Annotated in this window: 21 protein-coding genes and 1 tRNA gene; 8 read left to right on the plus strand and 14 right to left on the minus strand. The window is 72.4% G+C overall.

Annotation, left to right across the window (positions count from 1 at the left end):
- Positions 1-37: 37 nt before the first annotated feature.
- From ACFZBB_RS13250 to ACFZBB_RS13275, 6 genes are all read right to left on the minus strand, one after another.
- Complete coding sequence (locus ACFZBB_RS13250) at positions 38-448, minus strand: STAS domain-containing protein (protein WP_391120886.1); 411 nt, start codon at positions 446-448, stop codon at positions 38-40.
- The gene (locus tag ACFZBB_RS13255) at positions 445-1,593 is read right to left on the minus strand and encodes a cobalamin-dependent protein (RefSeq protein ID WP_391120889.1); all 1,149 of its coding nucleotides are present in this window, start codon (positions 1,591-1,593) and stop codon (positions 445-447) included. The genes ACFZBB_RS13250 and ACFZBB_RS13255 overlap by 4 nt, the downstream gene beginning before the upstream one ends.
- Entirely contained in the window at positions 1,590-3,197 is a 1,608-nt protein-coding gene (locus tag ACFZBB_RS13260) for a SpoIIE family protein phosphatase (RefSeq protein WP_391121124.1), read from the minus strand. Before ACFZBB_RS13260 ends, ACFZBB_RS13255 begins: the two co-directional genes overlap by 4 nt.
- 237 nt (positions 3,198-3,434) lie before the next feature.
- A complete protein-coding gene (locus ACFZBB_RS13265) occupies positions 3,435-4,391 on the minus strand; it encodes a pseudouridine synthase (RefSeq protein ID WP_391120892.1) in 957 nt (318 codons plus the stop codon).
- A gap of 16 nt (positions 4,392-4,407) precedes the next feature.
- Positions 4,408-4,755, minus strand: coding sequence for a hypothetical protein (locus ACFZBB_RS13270; protein ID WP_391120895.1), 348 nt, complete (start codon positions 4,753-4,755; stop codon positions 4,408-4,410).
- Positions 4,756-5,115: a hypothetical protein gene (locus ACFZBB_RS13275; protein ID WP_391120898.1), complete on the minus strand. Its 360-nt coding sequence runs from the start codon at positions 5,113-5,115 to the stop codon at positions 4,756-4,758.
- 153 nt (positions 5,116-5,268) lie between these two features.
- Here ACFZBB_RS13275 and ACFZBB_RS13280 point away from each other — a divergent pair, with 153 nt between their 5' ends.
- Together ACFZBB_RS13280 and ACFZBB_RS13285 are read left to right on the plus strand one after the other, a co-directional pair.
- Entirely contained in the window at positions 5,269-6,201 is a 933-nt protein-coding gene (locus ACFZBB_RS13280; protein WP_391120901.1) for an NAD-dependent epimerase/dehydratase family protein, read from the plus strand.
- A 20-nt stretch (positions 6,202-6,221) separates the two neighbouring features.
- A complete protein-coding gene (locus ACFZBB_RS13285; protein ID WP_391121127.1) occupies positions 6,222-7,268 on the plus strand; it encodes an RNA polymerase sigma-70 factor in 1,047 nt (348 codons plus the stop codon).
- Between the two features lie 42 nt (positions 7,269-7,310).
- Here ACFZBB_RS13285 and ACFZBB_RS13290 read toward each other — a convergent pair whose 3' ends face one another.
- The 5 genes from ACFZBB_RS13290 to ACFZBB_RS13310 all read right to left on the minus strand — a co-directional run bounded on the left by ACFZBB_RS13290 (position 7,311) and on the right by ACFZBB_RS13310 (position 13,473).
- A complete protein-coding gene (locus ACFZBB_RS13290) occupies positions 7,311-7,946 on the minus strand; it encodes a sigma-70 family RNA polymerase sigma factor (RefSeq protein ID WP_391120904.1) in 636 nt (211 codons plus the stop codon).
- Positions 7,947-8,149: 203 nt separating this feature from the next.
- On the minus strand, positions 8,150-8,599 hold the full coding sequence (locus ACFZBB_RS13295) for a hypothetical protein (protein WP_391120907.1): 450 nt from the start codon (positions 8,597-8,599) through the stop codon (positions 8,150-8,152).
- A 53-nt stretch (positions 8,600-8,652) separates the two neighbouring features.
- Positions 8,653-10,494, minus strand: a complete 1,842-nt coding sequence (locus ACFZBB_RS13300) for a hypothetical protein (RefSeq protein WP_391120910.1) — start codon at positions 10,492-10,494, stop codon at positions 8,653-8,655.
- Positions 10,491-11,906, minus strand: coding sequence for a tetratricopeptide repeat protein (locus ACFZBB_RS13305; protein WP_391120913.1), 1,416 nt, complete (start codon positions 11,904-11,906; stop codon positions 10,491-10,493). The genes ACFZBB_RS13300 and ACFZBB_RS13305 overlap by 4 nt, the downstream gene beginning before the upstream one ends.
- A gap of 121 nt (positions 11,907-12,027) precedes the next feature.
- Positions 12,028-13,473 carry a DUF4331 family protein gene (locus tag ACFZBB_RS13310; RefSeq protein ID WP_391120916.1) on the minus strand — a complete coding sequence of 482 codons (1,446 nt, stop codon included), beginning with the start codon at positions 13,471-13,473 and terminating at the stop codon, positions 12,028-12,030.
- A 425-nt stretch (positions 13,474-13,898) separates the two neighbouring features.
- On the opposite strand from ACFZBB_RS13310, the gene ACFZBB_RS13315 reads away from it, so the two are divergent.
- The 3 genes from ACFZBB_RS13315 to ACFZBB_RS13325 all read left to right on the plus strand — a co-directional run bounded on the left by ACFZBB_RS13315 (position 13,899) and on the right by ACFZBB_RS13325 (position 17,572).
- Positions 13,899-14,702, plus strand: a complete 804-nt coding sequence (locus ACFZBB_RS13315) for a hypothetical protein (protein ID WP_391120919.1) — start codon at positions 13,899-13,901, stop codon at positions 14,700-14,702.
- Positions 14,699-15,553: a class F sortase gene (locus ACFZBB_RS13320; RefSeq protein ID WP_391120922.1), complete on the plus strand. Its 855-nt coding sequence runs from the start codon at positions 14,699-14,701 to the stop codon at positions 15,551-15,553. Before ACFZBB_RS13315 ends, ACFZBB_RS13320 begins: the two co-directional genes overlap by 4 nt.
- A 168-nt stretch (positions 15,554-15,721) precedes the next feature.
- Positions 15,722-17,572, plus strand: a complete 1,851-nt coding sequence (locus ACFZBB_RS13325; protein WP_391120925.1) for an FG-GAP-like repeat-containing protein — start codon at positions 15,722-15,724, stop codon at positions 17,570-17,572.
- A gap of 149 nt (positions 17,573-17,721) precedes the next feature.
- On the opposite strand, the gene ACFZBB_RS13330 is transcribed toward ACFZBB_RS13325, so the two are convergent.
- Positions 17,722-17,794 (minus strand) — tRNA-Arg (locus tag ACFZBB_RS13330).
- Positions 17,795-17,867: 73 nt separating this feature from the next.
- Positions 17,868-18,566: a DJ-1/PfpI family protein gene (locus tag ACFZBB_RS13335; RefSeq protein ID WP_391120928.1), complete on the minus strand. Its 699-nt coding sequence runs from the start codon at positions 18,564-18,566 to the stop codon at positions 17,868-17,870.
- Between the two features lie 212 nt (positions 18,567-18,778).
- Here ACFZBB_RS13335 and ACFZBB_RS13340 point away from each other — a divergent pair, with 212 nt between their 5' ends.
- Both ACFZBB_RS13340 and ACFZBB_RS13345 read left to right on the plus strand, forming a co-directional pair.
- Positions 18,779-19,888, plus strand: a complete 1,110-nt coding sequence (locus tag ACFZBB_RS13340; RefSeq protein ID WP_391120931.1) for a CE1758 family FMN-dependent luciferase-like monooxygenase — start codon at positions 18,779-18,781, stop codon at positions 19,886-19,888.
- On the plus strand, positions 19,885-20,598 hold the full coding sequence (locus ACFZBB_RS13345) for a CE1759 family FMN reductase (RefSeq protein WP_391120934.1): 714 nt from the start codon (positions 19,885-19,887) through the stop codon (positions 20,596-20,598). The genes ACFZBB_RS13340 and ACFZBB_RS13345 overlap by 4 nt, the downstream gene beginning before the upstream one ends.
- Before the next feature lie 60 nt (positions 20,599-20,658).
- On the opposite strand, the gene ACFZBB_RS13350 is transcribed toward ACFZBB_RS13345, so the two are convergent.
- Positions 20,659-21,996, minus strand: coding sequence for a hypothetical protein (locus ACFZBB_RS13350; protein WP_391120938.1), 1,338 nt, complete (start codon positions 21,994-21,996; stop codon positions 20,659-20,661).
- A gap of 683 nt (positions 21,997-22,679) precedes the next feature.
- On the opposite strand from ACFZBB_RS13350, the gene ACFZBB_RS13355 reads away from it, so the two are divergent.
- Positions 22,680-24,266 (plus strand): DHA2 family efflux MFS transporter permease subunit, encoded by a 1,587-nt coding sequence (locus ACFZBB_RS13355; protein WP_391120941.1) that lies wholly within the window; start codon positions 22,680-22,682, stop codon positions 24,264-24,266.
- The last annotated feature ends 5 nt before the right edge of the window (positions 24,267-24,271 follow it).

Consider the following 24,271-nt stretch of genomic DNA (forward strand, 5'->3'; position numbering starts at 1 on the left):
CGTAAAGCCGGCACAGCGTGCCCGGCCCGCGCACCCCTCAGGCCCGCGGGTCCTGGCCCGTGGAGGGGGCGGCCTGTTCGGCGGCGGACGGCTCCGCCGCACCGGCCCCGGACGCGGGGAGCGCCGTCAGATGGGCGAGCGTGCCGGTGATCGTCAGCAACCGCTCCAGCGCGGAGGACCGGTCGTCCAGGTGGAGCCGGACACCGGCCTCGTCGGTGCGGCGGCGGATCATCAGCAGGGCCGAGAGCCCGCTGGAGTCCGTGCTGCCGAGCCCGGCGCAGTGCAGGTGCAGATCCGCCAGGCGCGGATTGTCGGCGATCTTGTCGCTGACGACGGTCAGCAGCCGGTCGGCGTTGTCGTAGTCGAGGTCGCCGTGCAGTTCGATCCGCACGGTGGTCTCGGTGTCGACGGCCGTCAGCCGCAGACGGCTCGGGGGAATCATGGTCATGCGGTGGTCCTGGCCGTGGTGAGTGCGGACGAGGTCAGACAGTCGGTGCCGAGCCGGAGTATCCGGACCGCGCGCGGGAAGTCCTTCAGCTCGTCCGACAGGATCCGCAGCGCGGGCGGCAGGCTGTGCGCGGGAACGCCGCGGGCGGCGAGGATCCCGGCGGTCCAGGTGAGGAAGTCGGCGAAGAGGTCCTCATCGCCCGTGTAGAGGGCGATGGTGAGGAAGTCCACGATGTGCGCGAGGTCTTCCGCGGTGTGCTCGCGCTGGAGTTCGCTGTACGCGCGCATCGCGGGGAAGGCGGCCTCCAGCCCGCCGAAGACGGTCCGCACCAGGGCCGTACGGGCGCGCGCGACCATCGTGTACTCCTGGTCGGCCAGGTGCGGCAGATCGTCTATCGGCTGGTGCTCGGGCTGCGGGCGCGGCAGCGGGCCGCGCGCGAGGCGCTCCGCGGCCGTCCGCGCGTCGGGGGCCCAGGCGTCGGCGCCCAGCAGCCGCGCGTGCCGGCCGTCCGGGCCGAAGGCGGCGCCGCCGACGAGGACCGGCACCCCGACGGCCTGGCAGGCGGTGATCGCCGCGTGCGCGGTCGGCAGGCGGGTGGCCAGCGAACTGGAGAGCGCCACCGCGTCGCACGCGGTGCGGTGCAGATGGGTGATGAGGTGCGCGGTGGGCACCTGGGCGCCGAGGAAGTCGACGCGCCAGCCGCGCAGCTTCAGCACCTCGGCCAGGATCCGGGCGGGCAGCGCGTGCCACTCGCCCTCGACGCAGGCCACCGTGATCCTGCCCCGCCAGGGTTCGGTACGGGCGGCCGGGTGCAGGGAGAGCGCCGCCACGGCCCGGTCGTTGATCGCGGTGGCGGCGTGCTCCTGGGCGACGCTCAACCGGTTGGCCGCCCACTCCTCGCCCACCTTGCCCTGCACGGGCGCGATGACGTCGAGCAGCACGCTCTCCGCGTCCACCCCCGTGTCCAGCGCGCCGAGCACCACACCGGCCGCCGCGTGCTCGTCGCCGTGCGCGACGGCCTCCCACAGCTCCGTCACGCGCCGCCCGAGCCCCTGATCAGGTCCGGAGCGGGGTCCGGACGGCGGGGCGGGCGGCGAGGACGCGGAGTGCGACGGGGGTGCGGTCGGCTCGGTGTCGGTGCTCACGCTGTGTACCTGCCCCGAGTACGGCCGTTCACCGCACTCAGGTGATGCGTCCGGGGCGCGGAGATCACGACGACGGCCATGTCGTCGTGACGCCCCGTGCCGACCCACTCGGCGGCGAGCATCTGGACCCGCTCCACGATTCCTTCCGCGGGCATGCCCGCGCACTCCGACAGCACGCGCCGCAGCCGCTTCTCGCCGAACAGCGCCCCGCCCAGGGGGCCGCCGCGCGCCTCGGTGATCCCGTCCGTGTACAGCACGCAGGTCTCGCCGGGCGCCAGGGACAGCGTGACGGTACGGGAGACGGCGTCGGGGATCGCGCCGACCAGGGTGCCCTTGGTGTCGGCCTGCTCCACCTCGCCGTCGGCCCGCACGATCAGCGGCGCGAGGTGCCCCGCGCTGGTCAGCCGCAGCCGCACCTGGTGCCCGTCGCGGAGCGCGGAGGCCAGGATCAGCGTCGCGAAGCGGGTGTGGTGGGAGTTCAGCAGCGCCGTGTTCAGCAGGCTGAGCATCCGCTGGTGGTCGTCGGCCATGGGCAGCAGCGCGTGCAGGGTGTTGCGGATCTTGCCGGTCAGCACGGCCGCCTCGAGGCCCTTGCCGCACACATCGCCCAGCACCGCCAGCGACGCCTCGCCCTCGGCCACCGACGGGTGCACGTCGTAGAAGTCCCCGCCGATCCGCTCGTGGTCCTGCGAGGGCCGGTAGCCACCGGCGAAGTCCACCCCGCCGACCTGGTGCAGCGACGGCGGCAGCAGTTCCCGCATCAGGACGTCGGTGATCGCCGACTGCTCCGCGTACAGCCGGGCCGCCGACATGGCGGCGCCCGCGCGCGCGGCGAACAGCCGGGCGAAGACCTCTTCGCGTTCGGTGAAGGCGTCGGTCTCCGAGCGCCGCAGCAGGACGAGGGCGCCGGCCGACACCCCGTGCCCCGGCAGCGGGGTGATCACTATCGAACCGACCGGCCCGAAGCCCTCGGGCACCAGCCAGGAGGGGGCCGTCGCCGGGTCGAGCCAGCGCGAGGGCACCGGCGGGAAGCCGCGCAACGCCTCGCCGAGCCCCGGCACTTCGTCCGGATCGACGCCCAGGTGCGACTGCGAAGGGCTGCCGCCGCGCACACAGGAGACCACCGGCAGCCGGTTCGCCCGCGACGGGGCGATGACCATGGCGGCGTCGGCCAGGTGCTCGGCGGCCATCTGCGCGGTGACGTCCATGCACCGGTCCAGGTTGAGCGAGGAGAGCAGCAGGTTGGACGAGCGGCTGAGGAATTCGGTGCGCTCGCGTTCCATGCGCAACGCCTCGCGCGCCAGCCGCCGGTCGGTGTCCTCGACCAGCCACCACACGGCGCTTCCGTCGGCCAGCACCGTCGGATGCGCCTCGAAGGTGCGCCCGCCGACCGCGCCCCAGGCCACGGCCACGTCCACGTCAGCGGTCGCGGCCACGTCCGTGCCCGGTGATTCCTCCGTCGGCGCGCGCAGCGTTTCGTGTGCCCGGGACAGCCAGGGTGGCGCCACGTCCGCGAGCGCCACTCCTTCCCCGGCCCCCGGCAGCAGAACCCCCGCCGCCTCGTTCGCGAGTATCAGCCTGCCATCGGCCTCGACCACGAGCACCGGGTAGGGCGCCGGCAGGGGGGACGGAGTCTCGCTCCTCGAAACGCTCACCGGTGCGTCCGCACCGGCTGCCGTCGTGACGGAACCAACCACACATTCAGGATCCGCTGAGCGAATCCCTCACCTCATCGACTAGGGGACAGTTGCGTACGGCGACCAGAAGACCGTTGCCGTCCAGCAACCATCCCGTACTTCCCCGCGGCCCCGCAACCAGCTCACCGGACCGTGGCCGACCGGTCACAGGGCCTCGCGCCACGCCGCCAGCTCCCGCGCGCTGTCGAACCGCAGCGCCCGTCCGGTCACCGGATCGGTGAATTCCAGCGCCCGCGCGAGCAGTTGCAGCGGCCGGGTGAAGTCCTCCCGGCCGCCCTCCGATTCGGGCTCCGGCAGCACCTGCGGATAGACCGGGTCGTACAGCAGCGGCAGCCCGAGCGCGCTCATGTGCAGCCGCAACTGGTGGGTACGGCCCGTCGCGGGCAGCAGCCGGTAGCGGCCCCGCGCACCGCGCCGCTCCAGCAGTTCGACCCGGCTCTCCGCGTTCGGCGGCCCCGGCTCCTCCCACGCCGCGATCCGCCCGCGCTCCTTCACGATCCGGCTCCGTACCGTCCTCGGCAGCTCCACCCGCGGGTCGTACGCGGCGACCGCCTCGTACTCCTTGCGCACCCGCCGATCCCGGAAGAGCGTCTGGTACGCGCCCCGGTCCTCGGGGCGGATCACGAACAGCACCAGGCCCGCCGTCAGCCGGTCGAGCCGGTGCGCGGGCGACAGTTCGGGCAGCCCGCAGTCGCGCCGCAGCCGCGCCAGGGCGGTGTCCGTTACGTGCCGTCCGCGCGGGGTCGTCGCCAGGAAGTGCGGCTTGTCCGCCACCACGATCCGCTCGTCGCGGTACACCACCGTCACCTCGAACGGCACGGCCGTCTCGGGCGCCACATCGCGGTGGAACCATACGTACGCGCCCGCCTCGTACGCCGTCCCCGCCGTCACCGGACCGCCGTCACCGGTCACGAAACGCCCCTCGGCCAGCATCGCCCCGACGCGCTCCGCGCCCACCGCCCCCGCGTACCGCTCCAGCAGATACGCCGCCACCGTCCTCGGCTCCCCGCCCCCGCCGGGCAGCCGCAGCCGTACCGGGTCCACGCCGTCCCGCTGCGCCAACGGCGACGGCGGCGCCTTGCGCCCGCCCCTGCGTGCCACGTCCCCGCCCCCCCCGTCAGCGCGCGACCGGGTAGCCGATCCGCTCCAGCTCCCCGGCCACCGCCTCGAAAGGAGCCGCCGGATTCAGCGCGGCGACGGCCTCGCGGTCCAGTGGCCGCAGCGCGTACACCCCGCGCACGGCCTCGGCCGCGAGCCCGCTCTCACGCGCGTACGCCTCGGGATCGCGATCGGTGAGCGGCGCGAACAGCCAGGCCGCGCCGTCCGGTTGGCCCCGCACGCCGGACTCCGCGGCCGGGAAGACGATGCCGTCGCCGGTACGCCACCGGTCGTCGTCCGCCGTACGCCACGCGCAGGCCGTGACCAGCGGCACCTCGGCGGCCAGGAAATCCGGCGGCTCCGCCACCTAGGGCGCGAACACCGGCGGCACCGCGTCCAGCACCCCCGGCCAGTTCCGCGGCGGCGGCCCCGCCGCGTACGGGCTCATCGGCGACGCGTGGTCGAAGCCCAGCACGATCGCCCCGTAACACGTGAACGCCACCGCGTATCCGTCACCGCTCCCCGTCCGCCACACCCCCACATCGGCGCCCGTCCGCCAGCCGCGCACGAAATCCCGCTCCCGTTCCCCCCGGCCGTCCCCCTGAACCTCCCGCGCCCCCGGATACCGCACGATCTCCAACGCGGCCAACGCCCGGCACACATCCCGCAGCCCCGCGATCGACGGCAGCCCTCGAGCGACGTCATGGATCGTCACACGCTCAGTCATGCCCCATCCCTATCAAGCCGCACTGACATTCCCCGCACACCTCGCACACCCGCACCGTCCCTCGCGTGTCACAGGCGCCCGCGCTGTCCCGTCCCGTGAGGGAGAGCCCCGCGATGAGCCGGGGACGACCGGAACGCGAGGACGGTGGCGGTCATGCGGGTGTTCGTGGCGGGCGGGAGCGGGGTACTGGGGCGGCGGCTGGTGCCGCTGCTCGTGGACGGGGGCCACCAGGTGACGGCCACCACGACGAGCGCGGCCAAACTGGACTCGCTGAAGGCGCTGGGCGCCGACGGCGTCGTGATGGACGGCCTGGACGCGGCGTCGGTCGGCGAGGCGGTGGCCACGGCGCGGCCGGACGTCATCGTGCACCAGATGACGGCGATCGCCACCGCACACGCGGGCAAGCCCGACCTCAAGCACATGGACCGCTGGTTCGCCCCCACCATCCGGCTCCGCACCGAAGGCACCGACCACCTGCTGGCGGCGGCCCAGGCGACCGGCGTGAGCCACGTCGTCGCCCAGGGCTACGCCTCCTGGAACGGCGTCCGCGAGGGCGGCTGGGTCAAGACGGAACAGGACCCGCTCGACCTGATGGAGGGGACGGCGGCGCAGGCGGGGATGCGGGCGATCCGGCACGTCGAGGACGTGGTGGCGGACTTCGGCGGCGCGGTCATGCGCTACGGAAGTTTCTACGGCCCCGGCGTCACCGACGACATGGTCGAACTCCTGCGCAAGCGGCAGCTCCCGCTCGTCGGCGCCGGCGCGGGCCACACCTCGTGGATCCACCTGGACGACGCGGCGAGCGCCACCGCCCTGGCCGTCGAGCGGCGCGCGACCGGCCTGTTCAACGTCGTCGACGACGAACCGGCGCCGGCCGCCGAGTGGCTGCCGTATCTGGCCCGGTGCGCGGGCGCGAAACGGCCGATGCGGGTGCCCGCGTGGCTGGCTCGTTTGCTGGCCGGGGAGGTGGCGGTGACGATGATGACCGAGGGCCGCGGCTTCTCCAATGCCAAGGCCCGGCGGGAACTGGGCTGGGAGCCGCGCTACTCGTCGTGGCGCGAGGGGTTCGAGAAGGGGCTGAAGTGACGCGGGAGGATGCGCGGCAGGTGCAGGGTTCGGCGCGGTCTGATGCGGCGCGGTCTGTTGCGGCGCGGCCTGATGGGGCACGGTCTGTTGCGGCACGGTCTGGTGCGGCGCGGTCTGATGGGGCACGGTCTGTTGCGGCACGGTCTGTCGCGGCGCGGGCGGGGGAGTTCGAGGACCTGCGGCCGCTGCTGTTCTCGATCGCGTACCGGATCCTGGGCAGCGTGAGCGAGGCGGAGGACGCGGTCCAGGACACCTGGCTGCGCTACGAGGCCGCCGGGACCTCGCCCGCCTCGCCCAAGGCGTACCTGTCGGCCGCCGTCACCCGCGTCTCCATCGACGTGCTGCGCTCCGCCCGCTTCCGGCGCGAGGAGTACGTGGGGGAGTGGCTGCCGGAGCCGCTGCTCGCCGACCCCTACGACGACCCGGCGCGCTCGGCGGAACTGGCCGACTCCGTCTCGACGGCCGCCCTGTTGCTGCTGGAGCGGCTCAGCCCGCTGGAGCGCGCCGTCTTCGTGCTGCGCGAGGTCTTCGGTTTCGGCTTCCCCGAGGTCGCCTCCGCCGTCGGCCGCTCCGAGGCGGCCTGCCGTCAGCTCGCGGTACGGGCCAGGCGGCACATGGACGAGGGCCGCCCGCGCTTCGAGGCCGACCGGCGGGAGCGCGAGCGACTGGCGGGACGGTTCTTCGACGCTCTGCGCGAGGGCGACGTCGAAGCCCTGCGCGACGTGCTCGCCGCGGACGTCCAGGTCGTCGGCGACGGCGGCGGCAAGACCCCGCAGTTCGCCCGCGCCATCAGCGGCGTCGAGAACGTGACGCGCCTGCTCGCCACCACCTTCCCCTGGTTCTTCCGCATCGACGTGACCGTCGAGTCCCACGAGATCAACGGCCAGCCCGGCATGATCTTCCGTGACCGCGACCGCAAGGTGCTCAACGTGTGGACGCTGGACGTGCTCGACGGCCGGATCCAGATGATCAACTCCGTCAGCAACCCCGACAAGCTCGGGCACCTGGGCCCGGTCGGGGACGCGTGGGCCGTCTACCGCGAGTGGAACGCGGCCCGCCGCCCGTAACGCCCCCACGTTCGTCATCCCGCCTCCGTCGCTCCAGGTCCGTCATCCCAGGTCCAGGTCCAGGTCCAGGTTCAGGTCCAGGTCGAGACCGAGGTCGCGGCGCAGACGCGTCAGGGCGCTGCGGACACGGGACTTGGCCGTGCCCAGCGGGATGCCGAGCGTCTCCGCGACCTCCTGGTGGCTGCGCTCGGCGTAGAACGCCAGGTGGATCGCCTCCCGTTGCCGATCGGTCAGCACGCTCACCCCGCGCCGCACCGCCGCCTGCCTCATGCGCAGCTCGACGATGTCCAGGACGTTGTCGCCGGCCGGCAGCCGCGTCCTGCGGGCCGCCAGGTCCTCACTGCGCAGCAGTACGGCGTTGCGCCGGATCCAGTCGACGGCACGGCGGTGCGCGATGGTGACGACCCAGCCGCGTACGCTCCCCTGCTCCGGCCGGTACAGCGACGCCTTCGCCCACACCTCGGCCATGACGTCCTGGGCGATGTCCTCGGCTTCGGCGCGCAGCCGCACCCGCCGCTGGATCAGCGACCTGACCATGGGAAAGAGCAGCGTGTACAGCGCGGTGAACGCCTCTTGGTCGCCGCGTCCCGCCGCCAGCATGCGCTGTTCGAGGCCGTCGCTCTCCCAGCACTCCGCCTCCGGCGGCAACGGGAGACGCGTCGGACCTGCGTCCGGCATTCGGCTCACCTCCTCAGCGCCCGGTGCTGAACCGGGTGCCGTGCGGACCAAGGGGAGTTCGTGGCCCCGGTCCTCAGGTATGGCCGCTCCGCCCGATGGCCACCTGGAAGGGGGTACGGACGTACGGATGTACGGGCGCCCTGACGTGGCGCCCGTCGGCCGTCCGCCGGGGTCATGGGCGGAGTCGGGGGCCGGTGGCGCGCTCAGCGCCGGGTGAGGTCGCCATAGAGGGTGTCCCAGGCGTCGTCCTGACGGCTGGCCGGTTTTCCGTCGCAATAGGGCAGCGCGTGCTGGGCGGTGTAGTAGCGGAGCATCGACAGTACGGCCATCGGGTCGCTGTTCTTGCCCGCCGTGTAGTCGCGGTCGGGCAGCGTCGCCTGGTGGACGCGGCAGGTCGGACGCGGGCTCGCGGGGCCGGTGACCAGCGCTCCCGTGTGCCGGTCGGCGGCGCAGGAGGTGAGAGCGAGCGCGAGGACGGCGGCGGTCAGGGCGGCGCCGAGGAGGGCGGCCGGGCGGGAGGCCGTACGCGATGACGTACGCGGTGTCATACGCGTGGCCGTGCGGGTGGTCATGCGGGTGGTCATGCGGGTGGTCATGCGGGTCGTGCCGGTCATATCAGTCGTGCGGGTCGTCGTACGCGAGGGTGTGCGCATGGTTCTGTCCTTGTGGCGTCCGTGGGACAACGGGTGCGGGTGTTGTCGATCCGTCAGAGGGGCATCGCACGCAGGGCGGTTCCCACGCCCACGGCGAGAATGAGCAGCGCGGTGCCCAGGGGGGTGAGGCGACCGCTCCACGCGCCGACGGCGTGCCATCTTCCGCCGCTCAGCGCGGGGAAGCGGTCCCTGAGCGTCAGCAGGAGCAGGCCCGCGGCGGCGAGGGTGGCGGCCATGCCGAGGCCGTAGCAGACGACGAGCAGCACGCCGAACGCCGTACGGCCGAGGGCGATCGAGCCCAGCAGGACGACCAGCGCCGAGGGACTGGGGACCAGGCCGCCCGCGATGCCGATGCCGATGAGACCGCCGCGCTTGCGGGCGCCGCCAGCGGAGTGGGAGTGGTGATGGTGGCCGTGGCCGAAGAGGCCGTGGCGGTGCGGGTGTTCGTGGGCGGTGTGATCGTCGGGGTGGTGCGAGTGGTGACCGTCGTGGCCGTGGTCGTGCTCAAGGCCGTGCTCGTGGTCGTGTTCGGGGGCCTCCCGTTCGTCCAGGACCGCGACCCGCGTGGTGGCGACGGCCGTGGCCGCGCCCTGCTGGGTGATGCCCTCGGCGCCCTCGGCGCCCTCGGGGACCTCGACGAGCGGGCCGGACGACGGGTGCGGGTGCTGGTGCTCAGCCCCGGGGCCGTGCCTGTGCCCGTGCCTGTGTCCCGGTCCGTGCTCGTGGCCGCTTCCGTGTGAACCGTGAGCGCCGCCCCCCGCGTGCCCGTGCTCCGCCTGCCGCGCCCGGAAGACCCGGATGGCCGACGGCAGCAGCCACAGACCGGCCGCGGTGATGACGATGCCGCTGACCGTACCGAGCCAGGCCAGGACATCCTCGCCGACGAGCGCGGAGGACACGCTGAGCGCGATGCCGAGGACGAGGACGGAGGCGGTGTGGGTCAGCGTCACCGTGCCCGCGACCGTGACGGCGTCGCGCGGACGCCCCTGACGGCCCGCCAGATACGCGGCCATGACGGTCTTGCCGTGACCGGGCAGCGCCGCGTGCCCCGCGCCCAGCACCATGGCCATCAGCACGGCGAGCAGACCGACGGGGAGGGTGAGCCGGTCGTGGTCGGTGAGCGCGCCCAGCCGCCAGTCGAGGGCGGCGTACCAGGAGGAGGGCCAGCCGGTGCCGGGCGCGCCGGCCGCGACGGCGCCCGGACCCGAGCCCAGGACGAGCCGCGTACGGCGCTGGTCCAGCGGGTCGGCGAGCAGGTCCGCCGGATACGCGCGCAGCTCGCGCGAGACCGAGACGGCAGGGACGTCCGAGGAGCCGATGCGTACGCCGTCCCCGTGCGCGGTGATCTCGTGCCAGCCGATCCGGCTGCTGTCCACGCCCGTGGCCAGCGCGATCGTGTCGCCGCGGCCGGGGGAGGCGGGCGCGGACAGCCGGCACTCCAGCCGTCCGGTGTCGAGCCCGGCCTGCCCCGGCACCAGCCGGAAGGACGCGTCCGTCAGTCCGAACCGCAGGGCCTTGGCCCGTCGCGCGTCCCCGGCGCCGCCCGCGGTCCCCGAACCACCGGCCGCGCCCGTGTCGCCGCTGAGCGTCGCGTCGATGCCGCGCGCCAGGTCGGTGCAGGCGGTGTGCGCGTGGGCCGCGGCCTCCGCCGGGCTCAGGGCGCCGTCGTGGTCGGTGTCCATGGCGGCCTTGGCCTGGAGCGTAGGGATCTCGGCGGTGTCCACGACGGCGAGGTCGTCGATCCGGTCGGGGCGTACGGTCAGACCGTCGTACCGGTTGACGGTGAAGTTGCCCAGCGGGTGGGCGGAGACGGCCGGGGCGGCCAGCCACAGCAGCGAGGGCACCGCCACCAGCAGCAGGGCCGCGCCGCGCCGGGCACGGATCGGGGTCGTCATCGCTGTCCTCGCCGTCCTTGCGGTGGTTGTGCCGCCGGTTCCTTCTGATCCTTCTGAAGGGCGGTCAGCCGGGCGCGCGCGTCCGGCGCGTACAGCGGCGAGAAGGCCGGGTTGGCGGCCAGGGCCCCGGCCAGGTCCGTACGCGCCGCCTCGTCGTCGCCGAGCGACTGCTCGATCACGCCCCGGTGGTAGCGCAGCAGCGCGTCCCGCCAGCCGAGCCGGTTCGCCTCCTCGGCCAGCGGCAGCGCGTCGCCGTCACGGCCCGCCCGGTGCAGCGCCCAGCTCAGCGCGTCCGCGACCAGCACACTGTGCCGCCGGTCCCACTCGGCGCTCAGCAGCTTCACCGCGAGGTCCGCGTCGCCGTGATCGGCCTGATATTGGCCGAGGTTGAGGTCGTCCACCACGCCGTTGGCCGCGAACAGCCTCTGCTCCGCCTCCAGCACCCCGTACTGCGCCTTGGCTTCCGGCGCCCGGCCCAGCGACTCCAGCAATTCGCCGAATTCCAGCACATATTGCGGCTGCGGCACCCGGTCGATCGCCGTCCGGTAGTCCGTGACCGCCTGGTCCGTCCGCCCGAGCGCCGCCTCCGCCCTGGCCGCGCCCGCCAGCGACGCGGTGTACGTCGGATCCAGCGCGAGCGCCGTCCGGTACTCCCGCAGCGCCTCGCGCGTCTTGCCGGTGTTGAAGGCCAGCTCGCCCAAGTAGTGGTGGCAGAAAGCCTGGTCGGCCGCCGTCGTCGCGTCCTGGAGCGCCCGCCGCAGCGCCTGCTCCGCGTCCGCGGTGCGCCCGTGCAACTCGAAGGTGTACGACGCCCGGGTGAACGACGCCGTCGACGGGTGCAGATCGAGCATCCGCTGTACGGCGTCCTGCGCGGCGCTGTCCTCACCCAACTGGGTGAGCGCGTCGTTGAGCGCGCCGTACGGCGCCCAGGCGTACGGGTCGTCGCTGATCGCCTTGTCCGCCCACGTCCTGGCCTGCGCGAACTGGTGCCGCGCGTTGGCCAGTCCGGCCATTGCGGTGAGTGCGGCGGTGTTGTGCCGCGGCTGGAGCGCGAGCGACTTGCGCAGCGCCGCCTCGGACTTCGGGTACAGCGTCGGATCGACGTCGAGCCGGGCCTGTTCGACGTATTCCGAGCCGAGTTGGGCCCAGGAGGAGGCGTCGTTCGGCTGTGCGCGCAGCGTGCTCTGGAGCTTGGCGACGATGGCGTCCACGCTCAACGGCGCCGCCTGCGTGCCGGAGTCCGGGCCGGAACTCGTACCGGAACCTGTACCGGAATTCGTATCGTAACTCTGGCCCGGGACCGCGTCGGAAGGCGGCGGGGACGAGGTGCCGCCCGAGCGCTCCAGCGCTGCGAAGCCGGTCAGGCCCGCACAGAGCACGGCGGTGGTGGCGATCAGGGCGAGGCGGCGCATGGGGTCTGTTTTCTCCGCTCGGGGCGAACAGGGGCTCCGGCCGGTCGGACGGGTGGGGCGGTCGGACCGGAGGAGAGGGACCCGGCGTGGGCCTGTCAGGTGCCCACGCCGGGTGGCTTGCTCAGCCGGCCTGGTTGACCGAGCCGGTGTAGGGCAGCGCGACGTACGGGAAGGCGCCGGCGAAGGGGACGCCGGGTCCGTTCACGCCGTCACCCGCGGCGAGCGCCTGGATCAGGTGGCCGGGGGTCGCGCCCTCCAGCGCCTGGATCGCGATGTCCACGACGTCGTCACCGAGGCGGCGGCCGTTGGGGTAGCCCTGGAGGTCGCCGTTCAGCACGCCGAGGCGGTCCGGCTTCGCGGTGACCGGGGTGGACATGTTCAGCCGCAGCTCCTCGGCGGGGACGAACCGCTTCTTGTCGGCGTCCTGGTTCATGAGCTGCGAGTTGAGGTCCACGGCCAGGGGGCCGTTCGCCGCCTTCGCGATACCGGTCAGGAAGATCTCCTGAAGGTCCTTGCGCGGCGTCGCGGGCGCCGGAATCCCGTAGATCGACTGGATCAGCATCGGCAGCTCGGGGTTGAGCACCTTCGCCACGACCTTGGGCTGGTTGTGGTCCTGCGACGGCGGCAGCGCGTTGAACGCGTTCTTCAGACCCGCGGGCACCACCGCCTCGTTCACCAGCGGGTTGCCCAGCCGCGAGACCTGCACGTACGGGCCGCTGGCCGTCTGCTTGCCCGGGGAGAGGTTCATGGTGCGGCGCGAGGTGGTGCTCCACACGCCGATCACCGGGTTGCGCTTGGGGTTGCAGTCGAGCGCCAGCGCCGACTTCGGGACCTGGATCGCCAGGGTGTTGACGTTGTAGCCCTTGAGCGTGTTGTGCCCGGTCTCCGACAGATTCCCGCCGTAGAGCAGGTCGAAGACGCGCAGGTCGAGGAAGAACGGGTCGGCGGCCTGCGAGGCCACCGTCTGACCGCCGCCGGGCAGCTTCCGCGTCGCCTGGCCGCGCAGCCGCCCGTAGTTCGGCATCGACGCCTTGCCGACGTTCGACGGCGTGGCGATGCCGTCCTTCACCAGCGTGACCGGGCGCTTGCCCGCGCGCAGTTCCTGGAGCGTGTAGTGCTGGCGGAACAGCAGCGTCTTGTCGTTGAGGTTGTTCACCACGCCGTTGTTGTACAGGAATGTCTTGTCTCCGCGCCGGTCCTCGTTGCGGAAGGTCCAGCGGTACGTGAGGTCCGCCTTGCCGGTGCCCTGGCTGTCGATATTGATGTCGTACTGGGCGTCGGTGGCGAACGGGTAGAAGTTCGGCCCGCCGTTGGGCTCCTGGAACGGGTACCAGTTCGCGACCAGCGTCACCGTGTCCGACGTGTCAGGACTGGAGAACGCGTAGAGGTCGGTGTTGTCGACCTGTGGGTCCGCCGCGATCAGCGGCGCCTCGCGGTGGCTGGACGCCTGGCCGACGCCCGTACCGGGACCGGCGAGTGCCGCTCCCGCGATCGCCGTGCCGAGCGTCAGCAGCAGCGCTGCCGACTTCCACCGGCCGACGATGCCCGGTGTTCTGCGTGAACTCATGGGTGGTCTTTCTGTGGGGGTGAAGAGTCCGGCCTCGGGACTGCTCCCTGCACCCCGTTCGTCTCCAGGGGAGGTGCCGGATTGCCCGAAAGAGGTTTTTGTCCCCGATCGGGCGAATATGCGGATACGGATGCCGGGGGTGCGCCGTCCGGCTTGGCGGTGGTGCCGATGTTGACGGCGCGTCATGTCGTAGGCGGCGCAAGGCGCTCCGGGCATCCCCGGGCATCCCCGGCCATACGGACATACGTATGCCGTATGTCCGTATGCCCGGACGCGGAGGTACCGCCGCAAAGAGGTTATGGGCACACCCGTACCAATCCGCGCTCCCCACCGCTCCGAATGCCAGCGCGGAGGCACCCGCCTCCGGTCGCGGAGCCGACGCCATGCCGACTCCGCGGATCCGCGAGTGAAGGGGCAGCACCACTATGCGATCCACCGGCGCACGTGTCGTGACCGCGATAGCAGTCGCCGCAGTCCCGTTGGCCTTCCCGGCGGCGGCGTGGGCGGCGCCGCCGGACACCGACGTCCCCTGGACCACGTACCAGGCGTCGCTGGACCCGATCACCGCCAACCACGTCACGGGCAGCGGTACGGCGATGATCCAGCTCTCCGGCAACACCGCGAAGATCACCGTCACCGCGTCGGGCCTGGTCGGCGGCGGCTCCCCGCACGCCATGCACCTCCACGTCGGCGGCGCCGGTGTGTGTCCCAAGCCGTCCGAGGCCAAGGACCACAACGGCCACAGCTCCATCAACGTCGCCGACGCCATGAAGGACTACGGCATGATCGGCGCCTCGCTCACCACCAGCGGCGACAGCGCCCCCCAGAGCGCCCTGGCCGTCGACCGCTTCCCGGCCGGTTCGAGCGTCAAGTACAGCCGCACCCTCGAAGTCACCGACAACGTCGCCGCGAACCTCAAGTCCGGCAAGGCCGTCCTGGTCGTGCACGGCATCGACTACAACGGCAACGGCAAGTACGACAACGTGCTCGGCGCGAGCGAACTCGACAAGACCCTGCCCGCCGAGGCCACCGACCCCGCCCTCTGCGGCGCCTTCAACGTCTCCCAGATGACCTCGATGCCCGGCGGCGGCGCGGACACCGGTGACGGCGCCACGCAGACCGGAAGCGGCATCCACACCGGCATGGTCGCGGGCGGCAGCGCCGCCGCCCTGGTCGGCCTCGGCATCGGCGGATTCGCCCTGCGCCGCAGGGGCGTCACGACCCGATGAGTGACGACGCCGCCGCCGCGCACGAGGACGGCCCGGACGACGACACCGGCCGTACGGACGACACCGTACGTACGACCGGCGACGGCCGCACCGGCCGCACCGGCCGCACCGGCCGCACCGGCCATACCGGCCTCGTGGGCCGCACGCGACGTACGGCGGTCATACTCGTCGTCCTCGCGGTGGCCTGCGTCGCCGCGGGGGTCACCGCCGTACTCGCCGGGACCACCGGGGGCGGCGGCAACCCGCCGCCGCAGCCGGGCCCGGCCGTCGCGGGAAGCACGCCGCGGGACGACATGTCGGGTCACGAGATGTCCGGCCACGACATGGCCGCGATGCCCGCCCCGCCGAGCGGCGGCGCCTCGGCCGAAGCGGCCGGTCCGACGCCCACCCGGCCCGGCACCCTGCCCGCGTCCAAGCCGGTCGCCCTCGACATCCCGGCCATCGGCGTCCACTCCGACCTGCTGGACCTGGGCCTCAACAAGGACGGCAGTTTGGAGGTCCCCTCCAAGCCGCTGCGCGCCGGCTGGTACCGCAACTCGCCCGCCCCAGGCCAGACCGGACCCTCCGTCATCCTCGGCCACGTCGACTCCGAGGAGACCGGCCCCGCCGTCTTCTACCGGCTCGGCGCGATGAAGCCCGAGCAGCAGATCCGCGTCACCCGCGCCGACGACGAAGTCGCCGTCTTCACCGTCGACGCCGTCCGCTCCTACGCGAAGGCCCGGTTCCCGACCCTCGATGTCTACGGCAACACCGCAGACGCCGAACTCCGGCTCATCACCTGCTCCGACTGGAACGCGCGCACTCACTCCTACGAGGGAAACACCGTGGTCTTCGCCCACCTCGCGACCTGAGAACGGCTGACGGAGGCCGGGGTGTCCCCAACTTCACCCGTACGACGCCGTATTGACTTCCTCTGATCATCTGACCGCAGAGCACAACCAACCCGACGGGTCGGCTGTCGGACGGGGTGGGACACCAAGGGCGGTGTCCCACCCCGTTTCGCCCAGGAGGAACGTTCCTTGGTCTCCCTGCTCTCCCTGCTCTCCCTCCGCACCGGGCGCCGCCGTCTCGTCGCCGCGACCGCCACCGGCCTGGCCGTCACCCTGGGCGCGGTTTCGCTGGCCACCGCGGCCACCGCCACCACCTCCGCCTCCGTGGGTGCGACGCGGGCGTCCGCCGCGACGTCCGGGGTGAGCGGCCTGCTCCCGATGACGCCCGGCGCCACGCTGGCGTCCGCGGGCACCCAGGGCTTCTGGACGTACGTCCCGCACGACGGCGACGACGGCAAGCTCCGCTGGACCCCGTACGGGGGCGGGCCGGTCCGCGACCTGCGCTTCGACACCGCCAACGGGATCGCCGAGATCTCGGGGGACACCGTCACCACCACGAGCGACACGTCGGGGAGCCACGTGCTGGACATGCCCACCGGCACCTCCTTCGCGCTGCGGACGGTCGACGACGGGCCGGACAGCCTCTACGGGGGCGTCGCGGGCCGGGCGCTGTTCGTCCGGGGCGCCACGAAGCTGTGGGTCGAGACCGCGGACGGGGCGAACCGCGCCGTACAGGGCCTGCCCGAGGGGACGGACTACGGGCGGGTGCGGCCGGGCGACGCGACCCACGGCCTGGTCCCCACCGGGACCGGGGAGAGCGACCGGCGCTTCGGTCTCATCGACCTGACCACCGCCACCCTCACCTTCCCCTACCCGCGGCAGGCGCGGAATCCGGTGATCTCCGGCAACCGCCTCGCCTGGATCGAGGACGACACCGCCGCGAACACGCTCCGGGTGGTCGTCCGCGACCGGACCACCGGCGCGGACACCGCGGTGCCCGTGCCGGGCGTGAAAGCCGGTACGGACCTGACCTTCGGCCTGCTCGGCGACTGGGTGACGTACGGGACGACGGCCCTGCGCGTCGGGACCGGCGAGAAGGTCACCTTCCTCGACCGCGCCGACGCCTCGTACGCCGTCCCCGACGGCACCGCGCGGATCGTCCAGGGCAGCGACTCCGCCCAGGGCGCGGGCGTCTTCCGCGTCGCCCTCGACCCGAACGGCCGGCCGTTCGCGCGGCTCCTCGCGCACGCGGGCACCCCGACCTCCGCCCTGCACGACTTCGACAACGACGGTCTGCCCGACCTGCTGGGCCGCGACGCCTCGGGCGGGTTGTGGCGGGACAGCGCCGCCGACGGGCGCCAGCGGGCGCGGATCGGCGGCGGCTGGCAGATCTACGACAAGCTTGAGACCGTCGGCGACATCGCGGGGACGAACAGCCCCGACTACCTTCCCGAACTCGTCGCCCGCGACAAGGACGGGGTGCTCTGGCTCTACTCGGGCCGCGAGGACGGCGGTCTCACCCCGCGCGTCCGCGTCGGCGGCGGCTGGCAGACGTACACCCATCTCACCGGCGGCAGCGACCTCACCGGTGACGGCCGCCCGGATCTCGTCGCGGTCGACACGACCGGTGCCCTCTGGCTCTACCGCAGCACCGGCAGCACGGCCCGCCCCTTCGAGCCCCGCGTGGCCGTCGGCACCGGCTGGACCGGCTACGACCAGCTCACCGCCGTCGGCGACCTCGCGGGCGGACCCGCGGGCGACCTCGTCGCCCGCGACAAGCACGGCGTGCTGTGGCTCTATCTCGGCAAGTCCGACGGCACCTTCGAGCGCCGCACCCGGATCGGCTCCGGCTGGCAGACGTACTCCCAGCTCACCAGCGCCGGTGACGTCGACCACGACGGCAAGGCCGACCTCTTCGCCTACCAGGCCGCCACCAAAACCGTCTACCTCTACTCCGGCACGGGCGACCCCGCCCGACCCTTCGCCCCCCGCGCGATCTCCGACGCCCACACGGGCAACGCGTACACCAACATGAGCTGACCGGCCGGAGCCCCTCCGGGGCGTCCGGCCCCCGTCCCGGCCCCCGTCCCGGCCCCCGTCCGGCCCCCGTGCGGACTTCCACGGCCAAAGAGGCCCTCCCGTTCGACAACGGGAGGGCCTCTCATGGCTGTGACCTGCTACTTCCGGTGTGCCCCAGGCAGGATTCGAACCTGCGACACCAGCTTTAGGAGAGCTGTGCTCTATCCCCTGAGCTACTGGGGCGGGGACAGGCGCCAGTGTAGCGGGTCGGCGGTGACCGGTCGGGGGCCCGGGGGCGGGGCGGGAGGCCGGTTCGTCAGCCGAGGGTCTTGAGGATTTCGGCGGCCAGGGGACCGGCTGAGGCCGGGTTCTGACCGGTGTGCAGATTGCGGTCGGTGACGGTGTGCGGCGCCCAGAGCGCGCCTTCCTGGAAGTCGGCGCCGAGCTGCACGAGCCGGTCCTGGAGGAGCCAGCGGGCCTTGTCGGCGAAGCCCGCCTGGGTCTCCTCGACGTTGGTGAAGCCGGTCAGCCGGTAACCGGCGAAGGGGGAGGCGCCGCCGGGCCCCGTGGCGGTGGCGAGCAGCGCGGCGGGCGCGTGGCAGACGATGCCGAGCGGCTTGCCCGAGGCGAGGGCCGCGTTGAGCAGGGCGCCTGATACGGCGTCGGCCGACAAGTCCTCCATCGGGCCGTGGCCGCCGGGGTAGAAGACCGCGTCGTAGTCGTCGAGCGAGACGTCAGACAGCGTCACCGGGTGCTGGAAGGCGGCGATCCCGGCCAACTCGGCCGCCATCGCCGCCGCGCCCTCCTCGCCGCCGTTGAACTCGGGCGCGAGGCTTCCCCGGTCCACCGTCGGTACGACCCCGCCCGGCGTCGCGGCGACGACCTCGTGGCCCGCCTCGCTGAAGACCCGGTACGGGACCACGGCCTCCTCGGCCCAGAAGCCGGTCGGGTGCGCGCTGCCGTCGGCGAGCGTCCAGTGGGTGGCTCCGGTCAGGACGAACAGGATCCTTGCCATGGAGGTGGCTCTCTCTTCCGTGTCGCTGGGGGCGGGTGGGGCGGGCGTTTCCAACGTACGCCGAGGCGGGGGCTCGCGCCGGGTGTGGCCGGGGGCCGGGTGCGGCGGGGAGCCGGGTGCGGCGGGGTCGGGGGAATAGGTAGGGTGGCCGGAATGTTTCGGATGTTGAATGCTCAACCAAACAGGATGAGTGCGACAGGACGGTGGGTGTGATGCAGTTCGGGATCTTCACGGTCGGCGACGTCACGACGGACCCGACCAACGGACGGACGCCGAGCGAGCACGAGCGGATCAAGGCGATGGTCACCATCGCGCGGAAGGCCGAGGAAGTCGGCCTGGACGTCTTTGCGACCGGCGAGCACCACAATCCGCCCTTCGTGCCGTCCTCGCCCACCACCATGCTCGGCTACATCGCCGCCCGCACCGAGCGCATCGTGCTGTCCACCTCCACCACGCTGATCACCACGAACGACCCGGTGAAGATCGCCGAGGATTACGCGATGCTCCAGCACCTGGCGGACGGCCGCGTCGACCTGATGATGGGCCGCGGCAACACCGGGCCGGTCTACCCGTGGTTCGGCAAGGACATCCGGCAGGGCATCCCGCTCGCCGTCGAGAACTACGCGCTGCTGCACAAGCTGTGGCGCGAGGACGTCGTCGACTGGGCGGGCAAGTTCCGTACGCCGCTCCAGTCGTTCACCTCGACGCCCCGCCCGCTGGACGGCGTGCCCCCGTTCGTCTGGCACGGCTCCATCCGCAGCCCGGAGATCGCCGAGCAGGCCGCGTACTACGGCGACGGCTTCTTCCACAACAACATCTTCTGGCCCATGGAACACACCAAGAAGATGGTCGACCTCTACCGCCGCCGCTTCGCGCACTACGGCCACGGCACCGAGCAGCAGGCCATCGTCGGCCTCGGCGGCCAGGTGTTCATGCGCCGCGACTCGCAGGCCGCGGTACGGGAATTCCGGCCGTACTTCGACAACGCCCCGGTCTACGGGCACGGGCCGTCGCTGGAGGACTTCGCCGAGCAGACACCGCTGACCGTCGGCTCCCCGCAGCAGGTCATCGAACGCACCCTGACCTTCCGCGACGCCGTCGGCGACTACCAGCGCCAGCTCTTCCTCATGGACCACGCCGGTCTGCCCCTCAAGACCGTCCTCGAACAGCTCGACCTGCTCGGCGAGGAGGTCGTCCCCGTCCTGCGCGCCGAATTCGCCAAGGGCCGCCCGGCCGAGGTGCCCGACGCCCCCACCCACGCCTCGCTGCTCGCCCGCCGCGACGCCGACACCGCCAACGAAGTCCTGGAGGCCCGGGCATGACGCACCACCCGATCGAGCGACGCCGGCTCGCCGTCGTCACCGCCGGTCTCAGCCAGCCGTCGTCCACTCGGCTGCTGGCCGACCGGCTGACGGAGGCGGTACGCCGCCATGTCGACGGTGACGTGGACGTGGACGTACGGGTCATCGAGCTGCGGGGCCTGGCCAACGACATCGCGCACAACATGCTCACTGGCTTCCCGGCGCATCATCTGCGCGACGCAATCGATTCGGTGACCGGCGCCGACGGCCTGATCGCCGTCACCCCGGTGTTCACCGGCTCCTACAGCGGCCTGTTCAAGTCGTTCTTCGATATTGTCGACAAAGACGCACTGGTGGGCACCCCGGTGCTGGCCGCCGCCACCGGCGGCACCGCCCGCCACTCCCTGGTCCTCGAACACGCCATGCGCCCGCTGTTCGCCTACCTGCGCGCGATCGTCGTACCGACCGCCGTATACGCGGCCTCCGAGGACTGGGGCACGGCAGGCAGCGGCAATGGTGGTGGCAACGGCAACGGGAGCAGCGCCGTCGACGGCACCCTCGCCACCCGCATCGACCGCGCGGGAGCCGAACTCGCCGCCCTGATGAACTCCCGACCGTCCCGCCCGACGCCGGGCGGGAACGCGACGGCGGTCGTCGGTACGGATGCCGGTGCCGACGCCGAGGTCGTGCCGTTCGCCGAGCAGTTGGCGGCGCTCGGCGCGCGAGGGTGACGGCGCCACAAGGGTGACCGTGCGACGGAGCCGGGGCGAGGGATACGACAACGGCGTCAACTACGACGTCAACGCCCCGGATCCGCGCTCAGCCCCGCCGGTCGTATCAACGGCCGGACGCTCGTCCAGGAACTCGATGACCGCGAGCCCCGCCACCGTCACCAACGCGATCCAGAAGATCACCATGCCGGTCGGATACGGCCACAGCGCCAGGACCACCGAGGCGACCGCGACGACGACCCACCGCAGCCAGACGCGGAAACGGTCCACCCACGGCCCCACCGGCCCGGTCGACCGCACCCCCGCCGCCTCCCGCACCGCCGCGATCCCCGACTCCCACATCGTCCGCACCCGTACCGCCCACTGCCCCGAACCGCTCAGCCATGCACCCAACGCCACCACCACACCCAGGGTGATCACCATCCGAACGCTCGCCCGCAGAAACCGCACCACCTGGTCGTAGATCGCCGCAGCGGCCGCATGGTGCACATCGGGGGAGAGATGGTCGAGGTAGAAGGTGCGGAAGAGAGCGAGCGCGATGCCGAGGACGGCCACCCCCGCCGCGACGCCCAGCGCGGCGGCGACCAACGCGCGACGACGCCGTACGGCCAGCAGCACCCCGGCGCCCGCGATGACGACGGTGATCACCGGCAGCCAGTCCCCGGCCAGTTGCAGCGCCCGGAAACCGGTCTTCACCCGCCCGATCTCGTCCGACTTCAGCAATGTGAAGTCGGTGTGCACGTCGGGCAGCCGCCCGGCAACCTTCAGCCCGCGGTCCACCAACTGCTGCTTCACCCCGGCCACCACGGGCGCGAGATCGAGCGTCACCGTGTTGTGCTCGACCTGCACCGCCGAATCGTTACTGCCGGTCAGCGCGTCGACGACCGTCGCGTGGGCCCTCCGATTCAGCTCCTCCCAGATCGTCGAGAAGGCACTGCTCGACACGAACGTCGCCACCGTGCCGTGCACGAAATCCGTCACCCCCGACGTGATCGGGCCGCTGATCCCGCCCAGCGCCGCCTTCACCGCCGGCAGATCCGAGGGCGCCACGCTCGACAGCAGCGAGTCGAGGTCGATCCGGTCCATGACGGCCGACGTCACCTGATCGGTGACGGCCGCCCGCACCTGCGGGTTGTCGGCGAGCGGCGCCATCGTCGCCACATAGCGGTCGGTGTTGCCGACGATGTCGGCGGCCCACACCGCCACCGCACTGAGCGGAGCCAGCACCGCGGCCAGTGTGATGAGCAGTGCGGAGAAGAACGACCGCACCCGGTGCCGTGACCGCGTCCCCGCCATTCGCGCCCGCAGCGCCGTCAACTCCGCGCGCTCGGCGTCACCCAACGGTCCCGACCCTGACGCGCCGTCCCCGGCAGCGGGTCCGTCGGCGTTCGCCGCCATCCACGTACCCCTGCCTGTGCGGTTGCCGCCCGACCGGGCCTGTTCCTCTCAGGGAACGTGCTGCCGGGCGGGTGCGCGCGCGGAGTTGGTACGTCAGGGTTGTCGCTAAATCGCCTTTCGCGCGGTGTGTGACGTTGTGCGGCGCTACCTCAGCGCACGCGGTCGCGCTCATTGGGTCGCGCCATTCGGGTGATGACGCGTTAGTCCTATGGGATGGGCGGTTACTGATCGTTGTGTCGGTGCCGCAGACCCGGTGAAGCGCGGGTCGCGCGGCGGTCAGGTTCGTGAAGGGCGCACCGCGTGATCACCACCCGTCTGCTGCTGGACAGGACAGGCACGGCCACCGCTGTGCGGGTCCCGGCCGCGCGGACGACGCCCGCCCACGCCGCCACCGCGGAGCGGCGGACCACTCCGTGACCGTCATCGCCACCCGGGACGGTCGTCCGATGGCGGTCGCGGTGGACTCCAGGGCCCGGCGGGCGACCACCGCCGCGGACGCGACGACCGACACCGAAGACGGAGGAGCCGCCGCAGTTCCGGTACGGGGATCGGACCGCGGCGGCTCCTCGGCACTCTCCAGGGCCCTTGCGCCGTCCGGGCGACGGCTTCCCGCGTGGCGAGGCCGCTGAGCTGCGCCTAGCGTGGAGTCCCCGGGGGTGGTCGCGCCAAGGGAGATCTCCGTCATGGCCCGTAGCAGCCCGGACACCTCCGCTTCCGCCGCCGGCCTCGGCGGCGGCCCACAGCCCGACGGGAAGCCGGGCCGCAGCAGTGTCGTCGGCACCGCCTCCCACCGCTGGTGGGTGCTCGGCGTGATCGGCCTGGCACAGCTCATGGTGGTCCTCGACGCCACCATCGTGAACATCGCGCTGCCCTCCGCCCAGACGGCCCTCGGCTTCACCGACGGCAACCGTCAGTGGATCGTGACGGCGTACGCCCTCGCCTTCGGCTCGCTGCTGCTGCTCGGCGGCCGTCTCGCCGACCTGGTCGGCCGCAAGAGAGTCTTCCTGATCGGCCTGACCGGCTTCGCGCTCGCCTCCGCGATCGGCGGCGCCGCCCCCAACTTCGGCGTACTGGTCACCGCCCGCGCCCTCCAGGGCATGTTCGGCGCCCTGCTCGCCCCCGCCGCCCTCTCCTTGCTCACCACGACCTTCACCATCCCCAAGGAGCGCGCCAAGGCGTTCGGCATCTACGGCGCCATCGCGGGCGCGGGCGGCGCCGTCGGTCTGCTGCTCGGCGGTGTGCTGACCGAATACCTCGACTGGCGCTGGTGTCTGTACGTCAATCTGATCTTCGCCACGATCGCGTTCATCGGCGGCGTACGACTGCTGCAAGGCGGCACCTTGCCCGACCGTCCCAAGCTGGACATCCCCGGCACCGCCCTGGTGTCGGCCGGCCTGTTCTGCATCGTCTACGGCTTCTCCAGCGCCGAGAAGCACCCTTGGAGCTCGCCGCAGACCTGGGGCTTCCTGGTGGCGAGCGTCGTCCTGCTGCTCGCCTTCGTCACCTGGCAGCGCCGTGCGGCGCACCCCTTGCTGCCGCTTCGGGTGGTGACCGACCGGGACCGGGGTGCGTCGTTCCTGGCGATGTTCATCTCCGGCGGCGGGATGTTCGGCGTGTTCCTGTTCCTGACGTACTACCTCCAGCAGAGCCTGCACTACTCGCCGGTCTCCACCGGACTGGCCTTTCTTCCGATGATCGCCGTGATGGTGGTGACGTCGGTGACCACCACCAATGTGCTGGTGCCGCGCTTCGGCGCCAAGCCGATTGTGCCGACCGGCATGGCCCTGGCCGGCGTCGCCATGGCGTGGCTGACCGCGCTCGACCTGCACAGCACCTATCCCGCGCACGTACTGCCGCCGCTGCTGATCCTGGGCCTCGGCCTCGGCTCGATCTTCGCCACGGCGATGAACCTCGCCACCGCGGGCGTACAAGCGCGTGACGCGGGAGTCGCGTCCGCCATGGTGAACACCTCGCAGCAGGTCGGCGGCTCCGTCGGCACCTCGCTGCTGAACACCCTCGCCACCAGCGCCGCCGCCAGCTACGTGGTCGGCAAGCAGAACACTCCCGCCGTCGCCGCGCAGGCCCAGTTGCACAGCTATTCGACCGCCTATTGGTGGGCGGCGGGCTTCTTCGCCGTCGGCACCGTGGTGACGGCCTTCCTCTACCGGCGCGGCAAGCCGCGCGCCCTCGCGCAGCCCAGCACGCTGCCCGACGATTCGCCCGCGCCTGGTGACGCCGAACCCGACGCCCCGCCCGCCGCACATATGTGACGCCT

Source organism: Streptomyces sp. NPDC008139 (genome assembly GCF_042957025.1).
GTDB lineage: Bacteria > Actinomycetota > Actinomycetes > Streptomycetales > Streptomycetaceae > Actinacidiphila.

What these genes read in the sequence shown, in the direction of transcription:
- ACFZBB_RS13250 (WP_391120886.1), bottom strand. Translation starts at nt 448, where the DNA reads ATGACCATGATTCCCCCGAGCCGTCTGCGGCTGACGGCCGTCGACACC.
- ACFZBB_RS13340 (WP_391120931.1), top strand. Translation starts at nt 18,779, where the DNA reads ATGCAGTTCGGGATCTTCACGGTCGGCGACGTCACGACGGACCCGACC.
- ACFZBB_RS13315 (WP_391120919.1), top strand. Translation starts at nt 13,899, where the DNA reads ATGCGATCCACCGGCGCACGTGTCGTGACCGCGATAGCAGTCGCCGCA.
- ACFZBB_RS13305 (WP_391120913.1), bottom strand. Translation starts at nt 11,906, where the DNA reads ATGCGCCGCCTCGCCCTGATCGCCACCACCGCCGTGCTCTGTGCGGGC.
- ACFZBB_RS13300 (WP_391120910.1), bottom strand. Translation starts at nt 10,494, where the DNA reads ATGACGACCCCGATCCGTGCCCGGCGCGGCGCGGCCCTGCTGCTGGTG.
- ACFZBB_RS13335 (WP_391120928.1), bottom strand. Translation starts at nt 18,566, where the DNA reads ATGGCAAGGATCCTGTTCGTCCTGACCGGAGCCACCCACTGGACGCTC.
- ACFZBB_RS13355 (WP_391120941.1), top strand. Translation starts at nt 22,680, where the DNA reads ATGGCCCGTAGCAGCCCGGACACCTCCGCTTCCGCCGCCGGCCTCGGC.
- ACFZBB_RS13275 (WP_391120898.1), bottom strand. Translation starts at nt 5,115, where the DNA reads ATGACTGAGCGTGTGACGATCCATGACGTCGCTCGAGGGCTGCCGTCG.
- ACFZBB_RS13320 (WP_391120922.1), top strand. Translation starts at nt 14,699, where the DNA reads ATGAGTGACGACGCCGCCGCCGCGCACGAGGACGGCCCGGACGACGAC.
- ACFZBB_RS13295 (WP_391120907.1), bottom strand. Translation starts at nt 8,599, where the DNA reads ATGCGCACACCCTCGCGTACGACGACCCGCACGACTGATATGACCGGC.
- ACFZBB_RS13280 (WP_391120901.1), top strand. Translation starts at nt 5,269, where the DNA reads ATGCGGGTGTTCGTGGCGGGCGGGAGCGGGGTACTGGGGCGGCGGCTG.
- ACFZBB_RS13310 (WP_391120916.1), bottom strand. Translation starts at nt 13,473, where the DNA reads ATGAGTTCACGCAGAACACCGGGCATCGTCGGCCGGTGGAAGTCGGCA.
- ACFZBB_RS13350 (WP_391120938.1), bottom strand. Translation starts at nt 21,996, where the DNA reads ATGGCGGCGAACGCCGACGGACCCGCTGCCGGGGACGGCGCGTCAGGG.
- ACFZBB_RS13345 (WP_391120934.1), top strand. Translation starts at nt 19,885, where the DNA reads ATGACGCACCACCCGATCGAGCGACGCCGGCTCGCCGTCGTCACCGCC.
- ACFZBB_RS13290 (WP_391120904.1), bottom strand. Translation starts at nt 7,946, where the DNA reads ATGCCGGACGCAGGTCCGACGCGTCTCCCGTTGCCGCCGGAGGCGGAG.